Raw genomic sequence first — 18,356 nt, forward strand, 5'->3', positions numbered from 1 at the left:
CTTAGTATCCGCCTGATGAAGTTTCATTTTTAATTAATGCTAATGCTGATGAAGTTCCAATTCTTTTCACTCCCATAGTAATCATTTTTTCAGCATCTTCAGGAGTTCTTACTCCACCCGCTGCTTTTACAGGAAGTTTCCCAGCGTTATCCAACATAATTTTTATTCCTTCAAATGTTGCTCCATTTGGCTTTCCATCTGTAGTTTGATAAAACCCAGTTGATGATTTAACAAAAATATGAGGTAAATCGCTAGCTAAGAAATTCTCTTCTGCCCAGTTCGAAATATTTTTGGTAAGATCTGCAATTTGTAAATCAGTTAAAGCGGCAATTTCAATGATCCATTTTACAATTTTATGGTGTTCTAAAGCCAGCTTTGTACATTTCACAAATTCTTCTTTTACCAACTCTATATTTCCCTGAAGATAGGCATCGTAATTAATGACAAAATCCAATTCATCAGCTCCATCTTCAATAGCTTTTAACCCTTCTGCAAGCTTTTCTTCTACCGAATAGGTTCCTTCATGGAATCCTATTACAGTTCCTACTGCAACATTTGAATTTCTCTCCTGAATATATTTTTTAATCTCTGCTACATAATCCGGACGAATCATTACTGCAAAAATACCATTATCAATGGCTTCCTGAGCAAGTTGTTGATCAATCTGAAGGGTTCCTTCATGTGAAATACCTGATTGTTCCGGGGTCTTCAAGTAAGTTGAATCCAAATATTGGGCTATGTTCATATCGTTATACTTTCAATTGTCTGTAAATACCTTGTTCCAAAGATATAAAAGTTTCTGTTCTTGTTACTCCTTTTAATTTTTGGAGTTTGCTAAGGATTTGCATCAAATGGTCATTATCTTTACAAAGAACTTTCAGAAATATTGTATAATTTCCGGTTGTATAGTGAGCTTCTACTACTTCGTTGATATCGTGCAAAGATTTTACCACTTCAGGATAATGACTTGGCTGATCCAAAAACACTCCGATATAAGAAATCACCTTGTATCCGATTTTTTTAGGATTAAGGAATGAAATTGAATTTTCAATAACTCCTGCATGTTCCAGCTTTTTAATTCTTTGATGTACCGCTGTTGTAGAGATCCCAACGTTCTTTGAAATGTGCGCTAAAGAAGTTTTAGCATTGTCCATCAACATGTAAATAATTTCCTTGTCGATGGAATCTAAATGATAACTTGTGTTGCTCGAATTTTTCATTTTCTACTTTTTTATTATTTATGTTTTTTATGATAAGCTTTTAAACTTTACAAAAACCGGGAAGTGATCGCTGTATCCGCCTAAATACCGGGTACCGGCATAAGTTCGGAAAGGTCGTCCTTCAAAATTTCTGGTTCTGCTGCTAATTTTCTCAGAATTGAACACATGAGCTTCCTGAAAAGCCAGCGTTTTATTGTCGAGAAGTGATCTCGACATCATAATCTGATCGTACAACAATCCAGACTTATAATGAAAAGTAGAATAATTTCTTGTAGAAAACAATTCCTGAAAAGGATTCATCAAAACCTTCTCATGCTCATTGTTATAGAGAATTTGCACTAAATTTTCATCATCCGGGTTTTCGTTAAAATCACCACACAATATGACATGTTCCTTATCAGTATCAATAATTTTCAAAATCCGCTGCCGGACCTCATTTAATATAAAAGCTCTTTTTGGCTTATTGACATCTTTTTCGCGCTTAGAGGGAAGATGGGCGATAAAGACATTAATAATTTCCCCTTTATATTTAATTTTTGAAAAAAGTACATCTCTGGTTGTGTCGTAATTTCCAGTGTTTTTATAAGTTATTTCAAAAAAGAAAGTAATGGTTTCAGAATCTATAACCTCTACTTTATTTTTATTGTATAACATGGCCACATCCACTTTTCTTTCATCCATAGAATTGTAGTGTACAATTCCATATTCAGAATTAAAGGGTTCCATTTCTACAAGATCTTCTAAAACTTTCCTTCCGGAAACTTCTGATAATCCTATGATAAATGGCAGTACTCCATTTTCCTCCTTCATCAATTGAAATACATGAGAGATTTTAAAAAGTTTATTTTTATATCTTCTCTCATCCCAGTTTCTTAAACCTGACATGGTAGGATCTAATTTATGAACAGGTTTCGGATCTGGTAAGAATAAATTTTCAACATTATAAAAAGAGAACAGTTCCATCAACACGAATTTCTATACTTTAATTAATATGTTCTTTTTTTCTAAACGTAAATTTATTATTTTTTTCAAATTATATTGATCTACCCACAACATTGGTAAATCAATTTATTATAAGAAATATTTCAAATATAATAAAAAAAATCAATAAAACTATTTACAGTGAATTAAATTTTCAATTAATCCACTATTCCATTCAATATATCGGAATTAAAATAATAAATAAAATTTAAAATAATGAAAACAAAAATTCAATCAAAAAACTAAAGTTGATAATATTTTTCTTTTCCTCTACAATAATAACAAATATTATTCCATTTAATCTATAGAAAAATAGAATAAATGAAAAAAAACAGGGTTTAAATGACCTGTACCACTATATTAAAGAAGATCAGGACGTTTTTCTTTGGTAATCCTTACTGCTTCATCATGACGCCATTCTTCAATTTTTTTAAAATTCCCGCTTAACAAAATCTTAGGAACATCCAGTCCTTTATAGCTTTCTGGTCGAGTGTAGATTGGTGGTGACAGAAGATCATCCTGAAAACTATCTGTTAAAGCACTTTGTTCATCATTTAAAACTCCAGGCAGTAATCTTATAATAGAATCAGCCAGTACACATGCCGCAAGTTCACCTCCTGTAAGGACATAATCACCAATCGATATTTCTTTGGTAACATGTAGATCTCTCACTCTTTGGTCTATCCCTTTATAGTGTCCGCAAAGAAAGATCAGGTTATCTTTTATAGAAAGAGAATTGGCTATTTTTTGGTTTAGAGTTACTCCATCCGGTGTAAGATAAATTACCTCATCATATTCTCTTTGAGACTTAAGTTCTGAGATACATTTATCCAACGGCTCTACCAACATGACCATTCCTGCTCCACCTCCGTAAGGCTCATCATCAATTTGTTTGTGCTTATTGATTGCCCAGTCTCTCAGATGATGAAAATGTACTTCTGCCAATCCTTTATCCATTGCTCTTTTTAAAATAGAGGTTTTAAATGGACTTTCCATCAATTCTGGAAGTACGCTTATGATATCAATTCTCATTGTAATGTTCCGTTTTTCTTTGTAGGTATAATAATTAATCTTAAGGAAGAATCCTTGTTGATGTAGCTCCACATCCAGTTGAAAAATATGGCCAGCTTATTTCGAACGCTCAAAATTAGCATTAAATGGAGAAACATCCAGAAATACCACGCTAAAAATCCCTGAAATTTGATGAAAGGAAGGTCAACAACAGCTCTATGCTTCCCTATGGTTGCCAAAGAACCTTTGTCATCGTATTCATATTCTTTCCATTCCTCTGCATTTTTCTTCAATAGGTTTTTCCCTAAATTTTTGGCCTGATTAATAGCTACGTTGGCTACCTGCGGATGTCCCTGTGGATATTTAGGAGTTTCCATATAGGCAATATCACCAATTGCATACACATTATCATACCCTTTTATTTTGTTGTATCGGTCAACGATATATCTGTTTCTTACTAAGTTTTCTTCAGGGAAACCGTCAATTACATTTCCTGTAACTCCTGCAGCCCAGATTACATTATTGGATGGTATTTCTTTTCCACTTTTCAAATGTACTTTATCCCCATCATAATCTGTAACCACTTCTCCACTCATAAAGGTTACTCCCAGGTCTTTAAGATATTTTTCAGATTTCTCCTGCGCTTCACTACTCATTACAGCAAGTGGTTTTTCTGTAGAACTTACAAGAATGATCTTCAGATGATCGAAATTCATATAAGGGTAATCTCTTGGAAGAATATCTTTTTTCATTTCCGCAAAAGCACCTGCCAGCTCTACACCGGTTGGTCCGCTTCCTACAATAACGATATTCCAGTTTCCATCATCGCTTCGACTTTTTTCAATGATCAGTTTTTCAAAGGTCATCAGAACGTGATTCCTGATACTGATTGCTTCCTGAGTATTCTTCATTCCGAAAGCTTTTCCTTCAAGTTCTTTATTACCGAAAAAATTAGTTTTACATCCCGTTGCAATGATAAGTTTATCATAAGTAAATTCTGCCTCATCTGTAATGACCTTATTGTTGGCAGTATCAATTTCCTTCACATCCGTCATCCGGAACTGAGTGTTTCTGGATTGCTGAAAAATCTTTCTGAAAGGGAAAGAGATGTTGGAAGGTTCTATCCTTCCTGAGGCTACCTGATAAAAAAGCGGCTGAAACATATGATGGTTCATCCGATCCAGAACTATAACCTTTTTGTTCTTGTTATTCAATGTTTTTGCAAGCTGCAGCCCCGCAAATCCTCCTCCTATAATGATGATTTTTTCGCGTGTTTCCATAATACACAAATTTACTGATTTTATTTAGCATTTAGCAGTGAAAAAAGTTAGTTTTGCAAAACTTTATGACACCAAAGAAGTACACCAAAAAAACTGCCAAACAGATTCATAAGAACAGACGGAACAGCTATTTTTTCCGTCGAAGGGTGATATTAGCCATCTTAATTATAGCTTTAATTGGTACCGGGTTTTACCTTAAGCAATCCGTAAGCTACTATTATGCCTTGTACTTTAATAAGTTTATCCATAAAAAACTTCACAACAGCGAAAGAGAAAGCTCAAGAATCCAAAGAATATTAGCCAATAATCTTGATAAAACTTACGGTTTTGATGTTTCCCATTATCAAAACAAAGAAGACATCAAATGGGACAGCCTCAGCATCGGTAACAAAACCATTCCTCTGGAATTTGTGGTAATGCGTGCTACTATGGGAAATAAAAGTGCGGATAAACATTTTGATGAGTTTTGGGAAATGGCTAAAAAGCATAACCTGATCCGGGGTGCTTATCATTTTTACAGGGCTGATGAAGACCCGGTGATTCAGGCGAATAATTTTTTAGCGAATGTAAAACTGGAAAGTGGAGATCTTCCTCCTATTCTGGATATTGAAAAAATTCCGAAACGGAAAACGAATAAAAAATTAGTGGAAGATCTGAAAGTATGGTGTAAAATTATAGAAGAAACCTATGGTGAGAAGCCTATCATTTACACTTACTACCATTATTATAAAGATTTTCTGAAGGGCGAATTTAAAGATTACCCCTTATGGCTAGCCAATTACAATGATGTTCCTACTCCATCTCCTGATGATCAGTGGGATTTCTGGCAATTTACAGAAAACGGAATTGTCCACGGAATTAATACGAAGGTAGATCTTGATATTTACAATGGTAATTCATGGTCACTGAAAAGACTGACATTGGATTGATGAGTAAGGAAGATGGATGCAGGAAGATAGAAGTTTTTGACCTCTGAAAAATAACATTAAGTATCATTATATTAACTTCCAGCCTCTCTCATCCCGCTTCCCTCCTATTTATTTTTCCCAAGAAAACTCAGAATGTCTGCATTAAGCTGATCCGGCTTTTCATAAGGAACCATATGGGTAGTCTCTTTATAGATTTTCATCTCAGCATTAGGAATCTGTTTAGAAATGAATACAGTATGTTCTGGTTTAATTACATCTCTGTCTCCGGCAATAACCAATACCGGGCTTTTTATTTTATTTAAATCATTTTTACCGATATTAGGCTGCGTAAGCATGATCTTTAAAAGCCTGCGTTCTCCAAATGCTTCTTCAGGTACCATCTCATTCAACTGTTTCATCTGATTGGTAAATCGTTCGATAAGTTTATCTTCCACTCCTTCAGGAAAAGCATTAGCTCCGATGGTTACAAGTTTATTAAGACGTTCTGGATATTTCAAGGCAAATTCAAGTCCTGTATTTCCACCATCACTCCAGCCAACTATATTTATCTTATCTAGTTTTAGCTCATCTGCCAACGCTTTTACATCATCGGCAAACACTTTATAGGTAAAATCTCTTTTGGAGGTATCTTTACTTTTTCCCTGCCCTCTTGTATCTACTCCAATCACTTTATATTGTTTAGACAGAACAGGAATTTGCTGATAAAAATCTTTGATACTCCCTGAGTTTCCGTGAAGCAATACTAAAGGTTCACCTTCTCCATACACTTCATAATAAAGATCGGTATCTTTCAGTTTCAGGTATTTTCCAGCAGGATCATTTTTACCATAGATAGACTGATTGGCTTCCTCTATATTTTTTGAATTATCAATCATCCAACTCTGAGAGACGTCATCATCATCTGCATAACCACCATCATCATCTTTAGTATCTTTTCCGTTTTTATCCATTTTTACATCAATATTAATGGCGGGTGCAGCAATTGTCATTTTTTTCCAATCTCCATAAAACTCCCTGATGAACCCTGTCTTAAACAATGCAGCACTTATTTTAATGTATCCGCTAAATTCTTTTAAAAAATTAATCCCTACAAAGAACTTGCCTTTCACCCAAATATTATGGTCATTCACATCGAGTGTATACGTTCCGTCTTTAATCATATCCTCAGTAAGCTGCACTGTTATTTCTTCGTCCAAAATATTTTTATCCGGGAAACCATCTTTTTCACTATAAATACTATAACGCATCAAAACAGGTTCTGTGGAAGAATATTTAGCAATATTCAGATTAATATTCTTGATCTTAGATCTTTTCTTTGTATTAAATTGCAAAGCAGTTTCTCCCAGGAAGCCCGCTTTATTCCCCGCTGGATTAACAAAATATAAAACATTTTTGGTTTTCGTAGTGACCCCCCAGTTTTTGTCTACTAGTTTTTTAGGCTTAATGGCGATCTCTTTGATCGTTTTGGTTTTCTCATTTAGAAATATTTTCTGGAGATCATGTGTTTTAAAATTCTGCACGGATTCCTCATACAGCTCATACCCCGGCACTTCTATTTTCACCTTTTGCTGCGGATCTAATCCCGTAAGATCTATTGAAAAATTTCCTCTTCCATCTGAAATGGTTCCAGTAGTCTTTTTTTCAACCCCGATTTTCACATAAGGAACAGGCTGGTTTTCATTTTTGGATATAATGGTTCCGGAAATCACCTGTGCGTTGAAGGCTGAAACCGCTAGAATAAAGGATAAAACGCTAAGTTTTTTCATGTTAAAAGTTTGATGCAAACTTATCTATTTTACAACCATCGATATTCATAAGGCATTATTAAATTTAATACGCTTTTAGTTAAATTTATTCTAATTATTTTATGTTTTAGCGCATTAATTCTAAAAAACTTCTAATTGTTACTTTCTCCTTACAAAATCTCCATAATTTCTTCCCATGAATTCACCCTTTTATAGGTTTCATTTTCGATCAGTTCATTATGAGGTTGGGTAAAGATCAGTCGCTGTCCTGAAAAGTGATCTAAATTCTTTGGATAATCATCAATCATTACATCTCCCGATACTACTTTTTTGCTGCCACACAGAACAATCTGCTCCCATGTAATGAACGGAAAATGCTCAGCCAGCCAGTCATATTTTTCTCTTAGGCTATTGGGAAATTCCATTCCTGCAGAAACAATGTACAATTCATATTTGTTATTCAGGTATTCTACTGCTTCCCTACTTCCTTTCATTACAGGCAATGTTCTGAAAAACCCTACTTCATTTACATGTTGCTTTCCATTAGGAAAAGCTTCCAGTTCAGGTTTTCCTGCTATTCCATTAAGTTCAACTTCTCTCCCTGTATCTCTTTTTTCAAATTGAATCAGCTGATGATATACATCTGCCATCACCCCATCCATGTCAACAATCACTTTTTTCATTTGACTTTAATTATTTTTATAATTGGTTTAAAGTTTAAATTGTATCAACTCTCATCAAATTTACCAAATCATTTTCTGAGACAACGGACACAGTTTATTAATAAATTATAAATATTCATTTTTATAAAGAGGCTTGCAGAAAGTTTTATGATTACATTTTCGTATTTTTGCGGCTCAGTTCAAAATTAAAATCAAACTATTAATTCCCAATGAATTACGTTTCTGCAGAAAATCTTACCAAATCTTACGGCATCAAAGTTTTGTTTGAAAACATTTCCTTTCACATCAATGAAGGAGACAAAATTGCCATTGTTGCCAAAAATGGAAGTGGAAAATCTACCCTTCTGAAAATTTTAATGGGTAAAGAAATTGCAGACAGTGGTACTGCGATTATTAATAAAGATATCCAGGTTGTTTTATTCGACCAGGAAATTGATTTTGATTCCAATCTAAGCATTGAAGAATTCATGATGGCATTAGACTCAGAGCCTATTCTTGCCTTGAAAAATTATCACAAATCTCTACATTCTACAGATCATGACTTTATTGAAAAGGCACTGGGTGATATGGAAGCCCATAAAGCCTGGGATCTTGAAAACGAGATGAAGCAAATCCTTTCCCAGCTTAAGATCACTGATCTTGATGCTAAAATGGGGACTCTTTCCGGAGGACAAATTAAACGTGTTGCATTGGCTAAGCTATTGACAGAAACCAGGGCTGAACACAAACATACACTCCTGATTATGGATGAACCTACCAACCACCTGGATGTAGATATGGTGGAATGGCTGGAAAATTATCTGAACAAAGCAAAAATTACGTTGTTGCTTGTTACTCACGACCGGTATTTCCTGGACAGCGTTTGTGATATTATCTGGGAAATGGAAGACAAAAATCTTTATTTCCATAATGGTTCATATGCAACGTATCTTGAAAATAAAATGATTCGTGAGGATAATCTTAACGCTACCATTGATAAAGCCAATAATCTTTACAGAAAGGAATTGGAATGGATGCGAAGACAACCTAAAGCAAGAACTACAAAATCTAAAAGCAGAATTGATTCTTTCTACGAAACCGAAAAAGTTGCCAAAACCGATACCAGAAAACAAGGTTTGGAGCTGGATTTTGAAATGAAGCGTTTAGGAAATAAAATTCTTGAACTGAAGCATATTGATAAAAGCTTTGGAAATAAAGTTCTATTAAAAGATTTCAACTACCAATTCCAACGGGGTGAGAAAGTAGGGATCATTGGAAAAAACGGAGCTGGAAAATCTACACTATTGAATATTATCCAGGGATTGGAAAAAGCTGACAAAGGAGAAATTGAAACGGGAGAAACTATTTCTTTTGGATATTTTGCCCAGAAAGGTCTTACTTACAAAGAGGATGAACGTGTGATTGACTTCATTAAGGAAATTGCTGAATTCTATCCTTTAGCCAATGGAAAAAGTCTTTCTGCATCTCAGTTCCTGAGGCTATTTTTATTTGACGATCAAACACAATACTCTCCTATTTCAAAATTATCAGGAGGTGAAAAGAGAAGACTTCACCTGATGTATATTTTATATCAGAATCCTAACTTTTTGATTTTTGATGAACCTACGAATGACCTGGATCTTCCTACATTAACCGTTCTTGAAAACTTCCTGCAACAATTTCAGGGATCTTTAATCATCGTTTCCCATGACAGATATTTCATGGATAGAATCGTAGATCACGTTCTTGCTTTTGAAGGAGATGGGAAAATCAGGGATTTTGTAGGAAATTTCTCAGAATACCGTGAAGCGAGAAGCCGTGAAGAAGCTTTAGAAAAAAATACTGCTGTAAAACCTGAGCCGGTAAAAGAAACAGTTGAAGCTATAGAAAAAACGTCATCCTCCAATACTCCGAAAAGGAAATTAACTTTTAAAGAACAAAGAGAATTGGAAACCATTGAAAAAGAAATGCCTGAACTTGAAGAACAGCGTGCAAAAATTTTAGATCAACTCAATAACGAAACTGATTATGAAAAGATTGCCAAACTTTCTTCTGAACTGGAAGCCATTTCTGAAAAACTGGAAAACCATGAAATGAGATGGCTTGAGCTTCAGGAAGTCATGTAAAAATATAAGGGATGAATGAGTTCAAAATTTAAGATTTAAAGTTCAAAATTAATAGTAGTCAGAACGAGTACTTATCTATTCTTTTATTCTCAAACGCTTTGAATTCATTCATCACTCATCTATAGTTTATAACATAATTACCTTTCCTTCTTGTGCACTTCTCAATGATGCCTCTATGATATTCATATTCTGAATTACTTCTTTTCCGGGTGAAGGTAATGGATATCCGAAAACAATATGTTCATAGATTTGCTGGTAATAATCCATATAATTTCCTGCTTCGCTTGAAGTCAATATTCGTTCTGTTTCAGAGTTTTCATTCAGATAGTTTACAATCCCGTCTGTTTCTTTCAGAGGCTGCATCCATTCTTTTCCATAGACAGGAATGGCTCCTGCAACCAATTCGGTTTCTTGATTATCGGTTCTTTCCTGCAGAAAACTTCCTCTGTCGCCATGTATTTTATAAGCATAATGATCTTCTTTAGTGAAAACCGAAGATTTTAGCCGTACTCTCAGATCATTTTTATAGAATAACAGAATTTCAAAATAATCGTTTGCAAACTCTGGCCCTTTCATAGAAAATACATCAGCAAAAAGTTTTTCAGGATACCCGAAATACTGTACTGCCTGATCTACAAGATGTGATCCGAGATCATGCAATGAACCTGAACCTACCTGGTCCGGATTTTCCTTATGCTGCTTTCCACTAGGTGTAGTACGGAATCTGTCAAAACGGATCTCTGCTTCTTTAATGTTTCCTAATTTTCCTTCATTTAAAACTTTTTGTACCTGCTGGAAGTCACGATCAAATCTTCTGTTTTGGTATACACTTAAAAATAGTCCTTTCTCTTCTGCCAGCTTTGCCAGCTCTTCTGCTTCTGCTACATCTACTGTAAATGGTTTTTCAACAACAATGTTTTTTCCAGCTTCCAAAGCTTTTTTAGCATATTCATAATGTGTCTGAACCGGAGTATTAATAATTACCAATTCGATCTCTGCATCTTGAAGCATTTCTTCCACCGACTTATAGATAGTAGCTTCAGGATACTTTTCTTTGGATTCTTCCTTGCTTCGTTCTACTACAGCAGAAATGAAGAATCCCGGATGTTCTTTTAAAAAAGGAGCGTGAAATACTTTCCCACTCATTCCAAAGGCACAAAGCCCAGCTTTTACCAGTTGCATATTTTAATTTTTTAACAAATATATTCATAAAAAACTTCGGATTATGAGTCCACAATAAGCATAGAAACAATCCATATATTTCACCTTTAAAAGACATGACGAAAATCACAAATTAATTTTTATTCATTCTAAACAAATACTTACATTTGCGCCTTATTTAAAACTGTTCTACATAAAAATAAAATGAAAAGACAACTACTTTCTTTAGGTCTTCTATTTATCGCTATTTCAGCAAGTTCACAGCTTAAAAACGTTGAAGCAGACACCATCAGAACTCAAACAATCGAAGATATTAATCTTCATAAAACAGGAAATCCAAACCAGGCAAGGCCACTTTCTACAAAGTCTAACCTGACGATAATGGAGACCCCTCAGCCGATTGCAATCGTGACTCACGAAATCATTGAACAGCAGCAGGCAAAACAATTGAGTGATGTTCTTCAGAATGTAAACGGGATGTATATCACTTCATCCAGAGGAAATTCTCAAGACAGCTTTGGCGGACGTGGTTTTATTTTAGGAAATGATAATATTTTCAAAAATGGGTCAAGAATAAATAGCGGAGTTTTCCCTGAAGTAAGCGGTCTGGAAAGAGTAGAAGTTCTAAAGGGAGCCAATGCTATGCTTTATGGAAATACGGCTGCCGGAGGTATTATCAACATGATTACTAAAAAGCCTAAATTCAATTTTGGAGGAAACATAGGAATGAATGCAGGAAGCTGGAATTCTTATAAACCAACAGTTGATGTTTACGGACCTTTATCTAAAAATATTGCTTTCAGAGTAAACGGAACTTACGAGTATGCTGAAAGTTTCAGAGATATTGTACAATCTGAAAAATATTATTTCAATCCTTCATTTTTATTTAATTTAAGTGAAAAATCCCAATTAATCGTTGAGGCAGATTATCTTAAAAATAATTTCACCCCGGATTTCGGGCTTGGATCTATTACTGAAAAAGATCAAAGTTATAGATTGAATGACGGTATTTCCAGAAACGTTTTCTTCGGAACTGACTGGCAGTATCAAAATGTACAGCAAGCTTCTACGAATGTAACTTTTAATCATCAGCTTAATGAAAGATGGTCTTTAAACGCTACAGCTTCTTACCAAAATTACACTAAAGATTATTTTTCTTCTGAAAGAGTACAATGGATCTATGACACGAAAGATAAAAACGTAGATCCCAACAGATTATCCTGGAAAAGACCTTTTGGTAAGACTTACAACGAACAAAATTATACTTCTGCCCAGGTAAACATCAATGGAGAATTCAATACAGGAAAAATCAACCATAAAGTATTAATTGGTGCAGATGCAGATTATAGCCAGGCAGATGCTTATGCTTATAATATTACAGGTCCAACAAATCTTTTATATCTGGACGATCCTTCAACATGGGGAAATGTGAGTATGCCAAATTCTACTCTTAGTACAAAAACCAGAATCAATACAAGAAGAATCGGTATCTATGCACAAGATTTTATCAGCTTAACAAAGCAACTAAAAGTAATTGCCGGATTAAGATGGTCTTATATAGAAAATATGCCAACGTTAACTACTCGTTTTGGATCAAACGAGAAATTTGAAGTAGCCAATTCTTCAACGTCTGACAATGCATTTTCTCCAAAAGTAGGATTGGTTTATGCTCCAAATGAAAACCTTTCAGTATTTGCAACCTATACGAATTCTTTTGCTTCCAATGCAGGATATACTTCAGATCAATTTGGTACAGTAAATACCAATAAACCTGATAAAGATGTTCAAAATCAATTAACTACTTTATCAAGACAAAGCATAAAACCATCAACCGTTGATCAATACGAAATTGGTGTTAAAAAGAATTTCTGGAATAATGCTTTAGCGGTTAATTTGACGGCTTACCAGATTATGTACAATAATTATTATCAAACATATTGGTTCGCTTCTGCTACAAATGGAGCACCAGTAAATTCAACAGATACCAATCTTAAAGAATTTGCAGGAAATATGAGAAGCCGTGGTGTGGAATTAGATATTACAGGAAACCCTACTGAAAACTTATCTATCATCGGAGGTTTTTCTTATAACAATTCCGTATACCTTGACACTCCTGAAAAAGGATATGTTGAAAAGCAAAGATTAGTACGAACCCCTGCTACAACAGCGAATGCTTCCATTTTCTATAAATTCACAAACTATGTAAAAGGGTTAAAAGTTGGAGCTGGAATCTATTATATCGGAGACAGAATCGCTGGATGGAATGATTCAAAATCAACAAATACAAGTAGAAACAATGTAAGTAGAATGTTTGATCTAAAGGACTATACTACTGTTTCTGTATCAGTTGGTTATGAATGGCAAAAATTCTCAATCCAAGGAAGAGTGGGTAACCTATTTGATGTTGTAAACTATAATGTTCACGAGAATTATTCAGTAAATCCGATTACTCCAAGAAATTATTATTTTACATTGACATACAAACTGTAGAATTAACTATATAATTGCTTCTTTATTAAAAGTGGAAGCTGCATTTTTGCAGTTTCCACTTTTGAAATTTAAAAACAAAACAAAAAAAACGATATGGATAAGATTAAAGACACCAGAAGTTTCATGAGAATTACACACCGCTATCTGGGATATTTCCTGGCTGGTATTATGGCTGTGTATGCTGTAAGTGGAATTATTCTGGTCTACAGAGACACAGATTTTCTAAAGAGCGAAAAAAAGTATGAAAAGACTTTATCTGCTAATCTATCTGAAAAAGAACTGAAAAAGGAATTAAAGATGAAAGGCCTTGAAGTAGAAAAGACTGAAGGTACCGTTCTTCATTTTAAAAAGGGAACCTATGATTCTTCTACAGGAATCGCTAAGTATTCTAAAATGGAACTGCCTTTTGTGTTGGATAAAATGGTTTCTCTTCACAAATCACAATCTAAAGATGCCATAGCTCCACTCAGTGTATTTTTCGGAGTTGCCCTTTTCTTCTTTGTGATCTCAAGTTTCTGGATGTTTAATCCGAAGACAAAAGCTTTCAAACGTGGGATCAAGTTTACAATTGCAGGACTTGTTATCTCCATTCTTCTTTTACTTATTTAATTAATAGAGAAAGATGAAAATAAAAAACTGCAGATTTTATAAAATTATTAATAACATCCCTACTTTTTCTGTCTGAGTAATAAAAACAGAAATAATAATTCTTTGAGACTTTAGCAATTTTTCCTCCATCCCTTAAACTTTTATATTATTTAATTATGAAATATTCAATAATAAAGTTATATACACATATCCTATCTTATTGATATTATTAACATTAATTTAGAAAAATTGTCTAAAATTAAGACTCTGGCACATTTATTGTTTTTTCTATAATTCGTGAATAATAAACATTTAATTATTAAAATAATAAATTATGAAAAAACTTATTTTAACAGGGATATTAGCTGTAGCAGGTTTAACAGCAACTGCAAACGCTCAGATTCAGAAAGGTAATTGGATGGTAGGGGGTAACCTTGCAGGCGCCAACTTTGGATTAAACAAAGGAGGTGGTTATGATTTCAACATCCAGCCTAAAGGAGCTTACTTTATTGAAGATAACATTGCATTGGGAGGATATGTGGATTTAGGCTTCAAAGGAGCTAAAGATGCGCCAACTACATTCACTTATAATGTAGGAGCATTAGGACGTTACTATCTTAACCCGGGAGAGCAGGGAGTTAACAACCTATTACACCACGGAAGATGGTTCTTGGAAGGTAATTTAGGTGTTGGAGGAACATCAATCTCTAAAGGAGGTTCTTCTTCTAACGGTCTTAATTTTGGATTCGGTCCTGGTTATTCTTACTTCATTACACCAAATATTGGTTTAGAAGGTTTAGTTAAATATGATGCGAATGCTGGATTCGGAAACGGTGGATATACTAACAAAATTACTTTTGGTTTAGGATTCCAGATTTATCTTCCTACTTCTAAAGGAAAACAAATCATCAACGACGTTAAGTAATTACTGAAATACTTATAAAAAATTGAAAGCGCCCCGAAATAGAATTTCGGGGCGCTTTTCGTACAAATTAAAACTAAACTATAAAAAATCAAATAAATCATGTATTAGGTTGGGGCGTATATCTTAAATACGGCTTTATCTCAGTCACCCCTTTTGGGAATTTTTTGATGGCATCTTCTGTAGAAACTGTGGGTGGAACAATAACATCATCTCCGTTTTCCCAATTTACCGGAGTAGCTACCTGATAACGGTCTACCAACTGTAAAGAATCCAATACCCTCAGGATTTCATTAAAATTTCTTCCTGTAGAGGCAGGATAAGTAATAATAAGCCTCACTTTCTTAGCAGGATCAATAATCAATAAGGAGCGCACCGTTGCCGTAGCTGAAGCATTCGGATGGATAAAATCGTAAAGCTCAGAAACTTTTTTTTCTTTGTCTGCTATGATCGGAAACTGTACATCAGTATGCTGAGTTTCATTAATGTCTTTTACCCAATTCTGATGATCTTCTACCCCATCCACACTTAATGCAATCACTTTTGTATTTCTTTGAGCAAATTCAGATTGCAATTTAGAAGTAAACCCCAGCTCTGTAGTACATACCGGAGTATAATCTGCCGGGTGTGAAAATAAAATCCCCCAGGAATCTCCCAGATAATTATAAAATCTAATATCACCTACAGATGATTCTGCATGAAAGTCCGGTGCTGTATCTCCTAGTTTGATTGACATAATATTTCGTGTTTGTTAGTCTACAAATTTAGTAGACTTTTTAATACTGGCAAAATTTTTGTTGAAATTTTATATATTTAATGTAAAATTTTATTCATGGAGAAAACCGGCCTCACCTACATAGACTTGGTGTATAAGGTATTGGAAAGTTGGTATGTAACGTTTGCAAAGCTTACTCCTAAACTGATTGTTGGTATTTTAGTATTTACATTTTTTCTTATTACCAGTAAATACTTGAGCCAGATTGCGGTAAAACTATTTCACAAATTCTTTCCCAAAAGTCAGAAAGAGAGCTCATTGGTTACTTTAATCAGTGTATTCAGATTTCTGATTATGCTGATGGGAACATTTATTTCCCTTGAAATTATGGGCTTCAGTGGCTTTCTATGGAAATTTATCGGAAGTTTGGGAGTAGCCGGGGTTATTGCCGGGGTTGCTTTAAAAGACCTTGTTTCCAGTATCTTTTCAGGAATGCTTATTGGTATTGACAAGGCTTTTAAAGTGGGTGATTATATTACCATAGGGAATCATTCAGGGACTGTACAGGAGATTGGATTTTTAACAACTAAAATCCTTACAGACGATGGAAAGAAAGCCTATATCCCCAATCAAGTGGTTTTTAATGCTCCGTTTTATAATATTACAGCATCCCCTCAGCGCAGAATTATCTTAAATTTTGAAATTCCTGCCGATGAAGACATTAGTAAAGCCCAGAAAGGAATCCTGGATGTGGTAAAAAATCTTGACAATGTTGATAAGTTGGATACTGCAGAAGTTATTTTTACAGATTTGAAACAAGGATCGTTTAATCTTCAGGTAAAATTCTGGATCAAAATTGGAGCCAATCTGGCACAGGTAAGAAGTAAGGCCTACTTAAATATTAAGGAGCGATTTGATATGGATAAAATCCTGCTGGTAACGCCTACAAGTATCAGTATTACAAGTGGGGAAAGTAATCCACCTGAAAGCCAGGATAAATAATTCATTTTTATTTCCCACAGAACTCACAGATGTTTGTGAATAAATTAATACTAAGCTGCTTCGATTTTGAAGTAGCTTTTTAGTAATGCAAAGATTTTAAAATATAAGTGTTTTTAAGGCGCGATGATTTTATTGCAACTTCATTATTTACAACAAAAATTAGTTTTTAAGCACAAAAAAACCGTTCCAAAAATGAAACGGTTCTATTTATTTCGAAAATTTTAGATTACGCTAAAACTTCTTTTACTTTGTTTGCAGCTTCTTCTAAAGTAATTGCAGAATGAACCGGAAGACCAGACTCATCGATCAATTTCTTAGCTTCTACAGCGTTAGTTCCTTGTAATCTTACGATCAATGGAACTGGAAGGCTACCCATAGCTTTGTAAGCGTCTACAACACCTTGAGCAACTCTGTCACATCTTACAATACCTCCGAAGATGTTGATTAAGATTGCTTTTACGTTTGGATCTCTTAAGATGATTCCAAAAGCAGTCTGTACTCTCTGAGCATCAGCAGTACCTCCTACGTCAAGGAAGTTAGCAGGGTTACCACCAGATAATTTGATGATATCCATAGTTGCCATTGCAAGACCCGCACCGTTTACCATACAAGCAACGTTACCGTCTAGTTTTACGAAGTTAAGACCAGCTTCGCCAGCTTCAACATCCATTGGGTCTTCTTCTCTTGTATCTCTTAATTCAGCTAAGTCTTTGTGACGGAACAATGAGTTATCGTCTAAAGTTACTTTAGCATCTACAGCGATAATTTTGTTATCAGAAGTTTTCAACACTGGGTTGATTTCGAAAAGAGAAGCATCAATACCTGTATAAGCATTGTAAAGAGAAGAAATAAATTTCACAAATTCTTTGAATGCATTTCCTTCAAGACCTAGGTTGAAAGCAATTTTTCTAGCCTGGAATCCTTGAAGACCGATAGCTGGATCAATAAGTTCGTTATGAATTAAATGAGGAGTTACTTCTGCAACGTGCTCAATATCCATCCCTCCTTCAGTAGAATACACGATTGTATTTTTCCCTTCAGCTCTATCTAAAAGAATAGAAACATAAAATTCTTTAGTTTCAGATTCTCCAGGATAATAAACATCTTCTGCAACCAAAACAGAGTGTACTTTTTTACCTTCAGCAGAAGTTTGTGGAGTTACCAACTGCATTCCGATGATATTCTGAGCATTTTCTTTAAGCTTGTCCATGTTTGGAGAAAACTTAACACCTCCACCTTTACCACGACCACCTGCGTGAATTTGTGCTTTTACAACCCAAGCCTGAGCTCCAGTTTCAGCAGTCAATTTTTCAGCAGCTGCTACAGCTTCGTCTACGTTGTTTGCAACGAAACCACGTTGGATAGCTACTCCATACTTTGATAAAATCTCTTTTGATTGATACTCGTGAAGATTCATATTATTTTTATTATTTTATTTTAATATTTAAAGGTTGACAAATTTACTAAAAATGAACAAGGTTAAAAAGAAATTTGTTGAACTTTTAATTCATTCTTTAAGTTTCC

16 protein-coding genes are annotated in these 18,356 nt (G+C 34.5%); 6 read left to right on the forward strand and 10 right to left on the reverse strand.

What is annotated here, in order from left to right:
* Nucleotide 1 precedes the first annotated feature (1 nt).
* From deoC to EL260_RS21770, 5 genes are all read right to left on the reverse strand, one after another.
* Complete coding sequence (gene deoC / locus EL260_RS21750; protein WP_123857590.1) at nucleotides 2-745, reverse strand: deoxyribose-phosphate aldolase; 744 nt, start codon at nucleotides 743-745, stop codon at nucleotides 2-4.
* Between the two features lie 4 nt (nucleotides 746-749).
* Nucleotides 750-1,220, reverse strand: coding sequence for an Lrp/AsnC ligand binding domain-containing protein (locus tag EL260_RS21755; RefSeq protein ID WP_002976659.1), 471 nt, complete (start codon nucleotides 1,218-1,220; stop codon nucleotides 750-752).
* Between the two features lie 27 nt (nucleotides 1,221-1,247).
* Entirely contained in the window at nucleotides 1,248-2,183 is a 936-nt protein-coding gene (locus EL260_RS21760; RefSeq protein ID WP_123857591.1) for an endonuclease/exonuclease/phosphatase family protein, read from the reverse strand.
* Between the two features lie 378 nt (nucleotides 2,184-2,561).
* Nucleotides 2,562-3,233 (reverse strand): tRNA (guanosine(37)-N1)-methyltransferase TrmD, encoded by a 672-nt coding sequence (gene trmD / locus EL260_RS21765; RefSeq protein WP_123857592.1) that lies wholly within the window; start codon nucleotides 3,231-3,233, stop codon nucleotides 2,562-2,564.
* Complete coding sequence (locus EL260_RS21770) at nucleotides 3,230-4,492, reverse strand: NAD(P)/FAD-dependent oxidoreductase (RefSeq protein ID WP_123857593.1); 1,263 nt, start codon at nucleotides 4,490-4,492, stop codon at nucleotides 3,230-3,232. Before EL260_RS21770 ends, trmD begins: the two co-directional genes overlap by 4 nt.
* A gap of 65 nt (nucleotides 4,493-4,557) precedes the next feature.
* Here EL260_RS21770 and EL260_RS21775 point away from each other — a divergent pair, with 65 nt between their 5' ends.
* Nucleotides 4,558-5,421, forward strand: a complete 864-nt coding sequence (locus EL260_RS21775) for a glycoside hydrolase family 25 protein (protein WP_123857594.1) — start codon at nucleotides 4,558-4,560, stop codon at nucleotides 5,419-5,421.
* Nucleotides 5,422-5,525: 104 nt separating this feature from the next.
* Here the strand turns inward: EL260_RS21775 and EL260_RS21780 are convergent, their stop codons facing one another.
* Entirely contained in the window at nucleotides 5,526-7,187 is a 1,662-nt protein-coding gene (locus EL260_RS21780) for an alpha/beta fold hydrolase (RefSeq protein WP_123857595.1), read from the reverse strand.
* 149 nt (nucleotides 7,188-7,336) lie between these two features.
* Entirely contained in the window at nucleotides 7,337-7,849 is a 513-nt protein-coding gene (locus EL260_RS21785; protein ID WP_123857596.1) for a 5' nucleotidase, NT5C type, read from the reverse strand.
* 209 nt (nucleotides 7,850-8,058) lie between these two features.
* Between EL260_RS21785 and EL260_RS21790 the strand changes: the two genes are divergently transcribed.
* Nucleotides 8,059-9,954: an ABC-F family ATP-binding cassette domain-containing protein gene (locus EL260_RS21790; RefSeq protein WP_123857597.1), complete on the forward strand. Its 1,896-nt coding sequence runs from the start codon at nucleotides 8,059-8,061 to the stop codon at nucleotides 9,952-9,954.
* Between the two features lie 126 nt (nucleotides 9,955-10,080).
* Here EL260_RS21790 and EL260_RS21795 read toward each other — a convergent pair whose 3' ends face one another.
* The gene (locus tag EL260_RS21795; RefSeq protein WP_123857598.1) at nucleotides 10,081-11,136 is read right to left on the reverse strand and encodes a Gfo/Idh/MocA family oxidoreductase; all 1,056 of its coding nucleotides are present in this window, start codon (nucleotides 11,134-11,136) and stop codon (nucleotides 10,081-10,083) included.
* Nucleotides 11,137-11,319: 183 nt separating this feature from the next.
* Between EL260_RS21795 and EL260_RS21800 the strand changes: the two genes are divergently transcribed.
* The 3 genes from EL260_RS21800 (at nucleotide 11,320) to EL260_RS21810 (ending at nucleotide 15,118) form a co-directional block, all read left to right on the forward strand.
* Nucleotides 11,320-13,605, forward strand: coding sequence for a TonB-dependent siderophore receptor (locus tag EL260_RS21800; RefSeq protein ID WP_123857599.1), 2,286 nt, complete (start codon nucleotides 11,320-11,322; stop codon nucleotides 13,603-13,605).
* A gap of 93 nt (nucleotides 13,606-13,698) precedes the next feature.
* Nucleotides 13,699-14,214: a hypothetical protein gene (locus tag EL260_RS21805; RefSeq protein ID WP_123857600.1), complete on the forward strand. Its 516-nt coding sequence runs from the start codon at nucleotides 13,699-13,701 to the stop codon at nucleotides 14,212-14,214.
* Between the two features lie 313 nt (nucleotides 14,215-14,527).
* Nucleotides 14,528-15,118, forward strand: a complete 591-nt coding sequence (locus EL260_RS21810) for an outer membrane beta-barrel protein (protein WP_123857601.1) — start codon at nucleotides 14,528-14,530, stop codon at nucleotides 15,116-15,118.
* A gap of 97 nt (nucleotides 15,119-15,215) precedes the next feature.
* Here EL260_RS21810 and EL260_RS21815 read toward each other — a convergent pair whose 3' ends face one another.
* Nucleotides 15,216-15,851, reverse strand: a complete 636-nt coding sequence (locus EL260_RS21815) for a peroxiredoxin (RefSeq protein WP_123857602.1) — start codon at nucleotides 15,849-15,851, stop codon at nucleotides 15,216-15,218.
* Between the two features lie 96 nt (nucleotides 15,852-15,947).
* Here EL260_RS21815 and EL260_RS21820 point away from each other — a divergent pair, with 96 nt between their 5' ends.
* A complete protein-coding gene (locus EL260_RS21820; protein WP_123857603.1) occupies nucleotides 15,948-16,832 on the forward strand; it encodes a mechanosensitive ion channel family protein in 885 nt (294 codons plus the stop codon).
* Between the two features lie 226 nt (nucleotides 16,833-17,058).
* Here EL260_RS21820 and sucC read toward each other — a convergent pair whose 3' ends face one another.
* A complete protein-coding gene (gene sucC, locus EL260_RS21825; RefSeq protein ID WP_034694875.1) occupies nucleotides 17,059-18,249 on the reverse strand; it encodes an ADP-forming succinate--CoA ligase subunit beta in 1,191 nt (396 codons plus the stop codon).
* Between the last annotated feature and the right edge of the window lie 107 nt (nucleotides 18,250-18,356).

The sequence above is a fragment of the Chryseobacterium nakagawai genome (genome assembly GCF_900637665.1).
Lineage (GTDB): Bacteria > Bacteroidota > Bacteroidia > Flavobacteriales > Weeksellaceae > Chryseobacterium > Chryseobacterium nakagawai.

Excerpts from the sequence above, each read along its gene's own strand:
- deoC (WP_123857590.1), bottom strand. The coding sequence starts at position 745 with ATGAACATAGCCCAATATTTGGATTCAACTTACTTGAAGACCCCGGAA.
- EL260_RS21755 (WP_002976659.1), bottom strand. The coding sequence starts at position 1,220 with ATGAAAAATTCGAGCAACACAAGTTATCATTTAGATTCCATCGACAAG.
- EL260_RS21760 (WP_123857591.1), bottom strand. The coding sequence starts at position 2,183 with ATGGAACTGTTCTCTTTTTATAATGTTGAAAATTTATTCTTACCAGAT.
- trmD (WP_123857592.1), bottom strand. The coding sequence starts at position 3,233 with ATGAGAATTGATATCATAAGCGTACTTCCAGAATTGATGGAAAGTCCA.
- EL260_RS21770 (WP_123857593.1), bottom strand. The coding sequence starts at position 4,492 with ATGGAAACACGCGAAAAAATCATCATTATAGGAGGAGGATTTGCGGGG.
- EL260_RS21775 (WP_123857594.1), top strand. The coding sequence starts at position 4,558 with ATGACACCAAAGAAGTACACCAAAAAAACTGCCAAACAGATTCATAAG.
- EL260_RS21780 (WP_123857595.1), bottom strand. The coding sequence starts at position 7,187 with ATGAAAAAACTTAGCGTTTTATCCTTTATTCTAGCGGTTTCAGCCTTC.
- EL260_RS21785 (WP_123857596.1), bottom strand. The coding sequence starts at position 7,849 with ATGAAAAAAGTGATTGTTGACATGGATGGGGTGATGGCAGATGTATAT.
- EL260_RS21790 (WP_123857597.1), top strand. The coding sequence starts at position 8,059 with ATGAATTACGTTTCTGCAGAAAATCTTACCAAATCTTACGGCATCAAA.
- EL260_RS21795 (WP_123857598.1), bottom strand. The coding sequence starts at position 11,136 with ATGCAACTGGTAAAAGCTGGGCTTTGTGCCTTTGGAATGAGTGGGAAA.
- EL260_RS21800 (WP_123857599.1), top strand. The coding sequence starts at position 11,320 with ATGAAAAGACAACTACTTTCTTTAGGTCTTCTATTTATCGCTATTTCA.
- EL260_RS21805 (WP_123857600.1), top strand. The coding sequence starts at position 13,699 with ATGGATAAGATTAAAGACACCAGAAGTTTCATGAGAATTACACACCGC.
- EL260_RS21810 (WP_123857601.1), top strand. The coding sequence starts at position 14,528 with ATGAAAAAACTTATTTTAACAGGGATATTAGCTGTAGCAGGTTTAACA.
- EL260_RS21815 (WP_123857602.1), bottom strand. The coding sequence starts at position 15,851 with ATGTCAATCAAACTAGGAGATACAGCACCGGACTTTCATGCAGAATCA.
- EL260_RS21820 (WP_123857603.1), top strand. The coding sequence starts at position 15,948 with ATGGAGAAAACCGGCCTCACCTACATAGACTTGGTGTATAAGGTATTG.
- sucC (WP_034694875.1), bottom strand. The coding sequence starts at position 18,249 with ATGAATCTTCACGAGTATCAATCAAAAGAGATTTTATCAAAGTATGGA.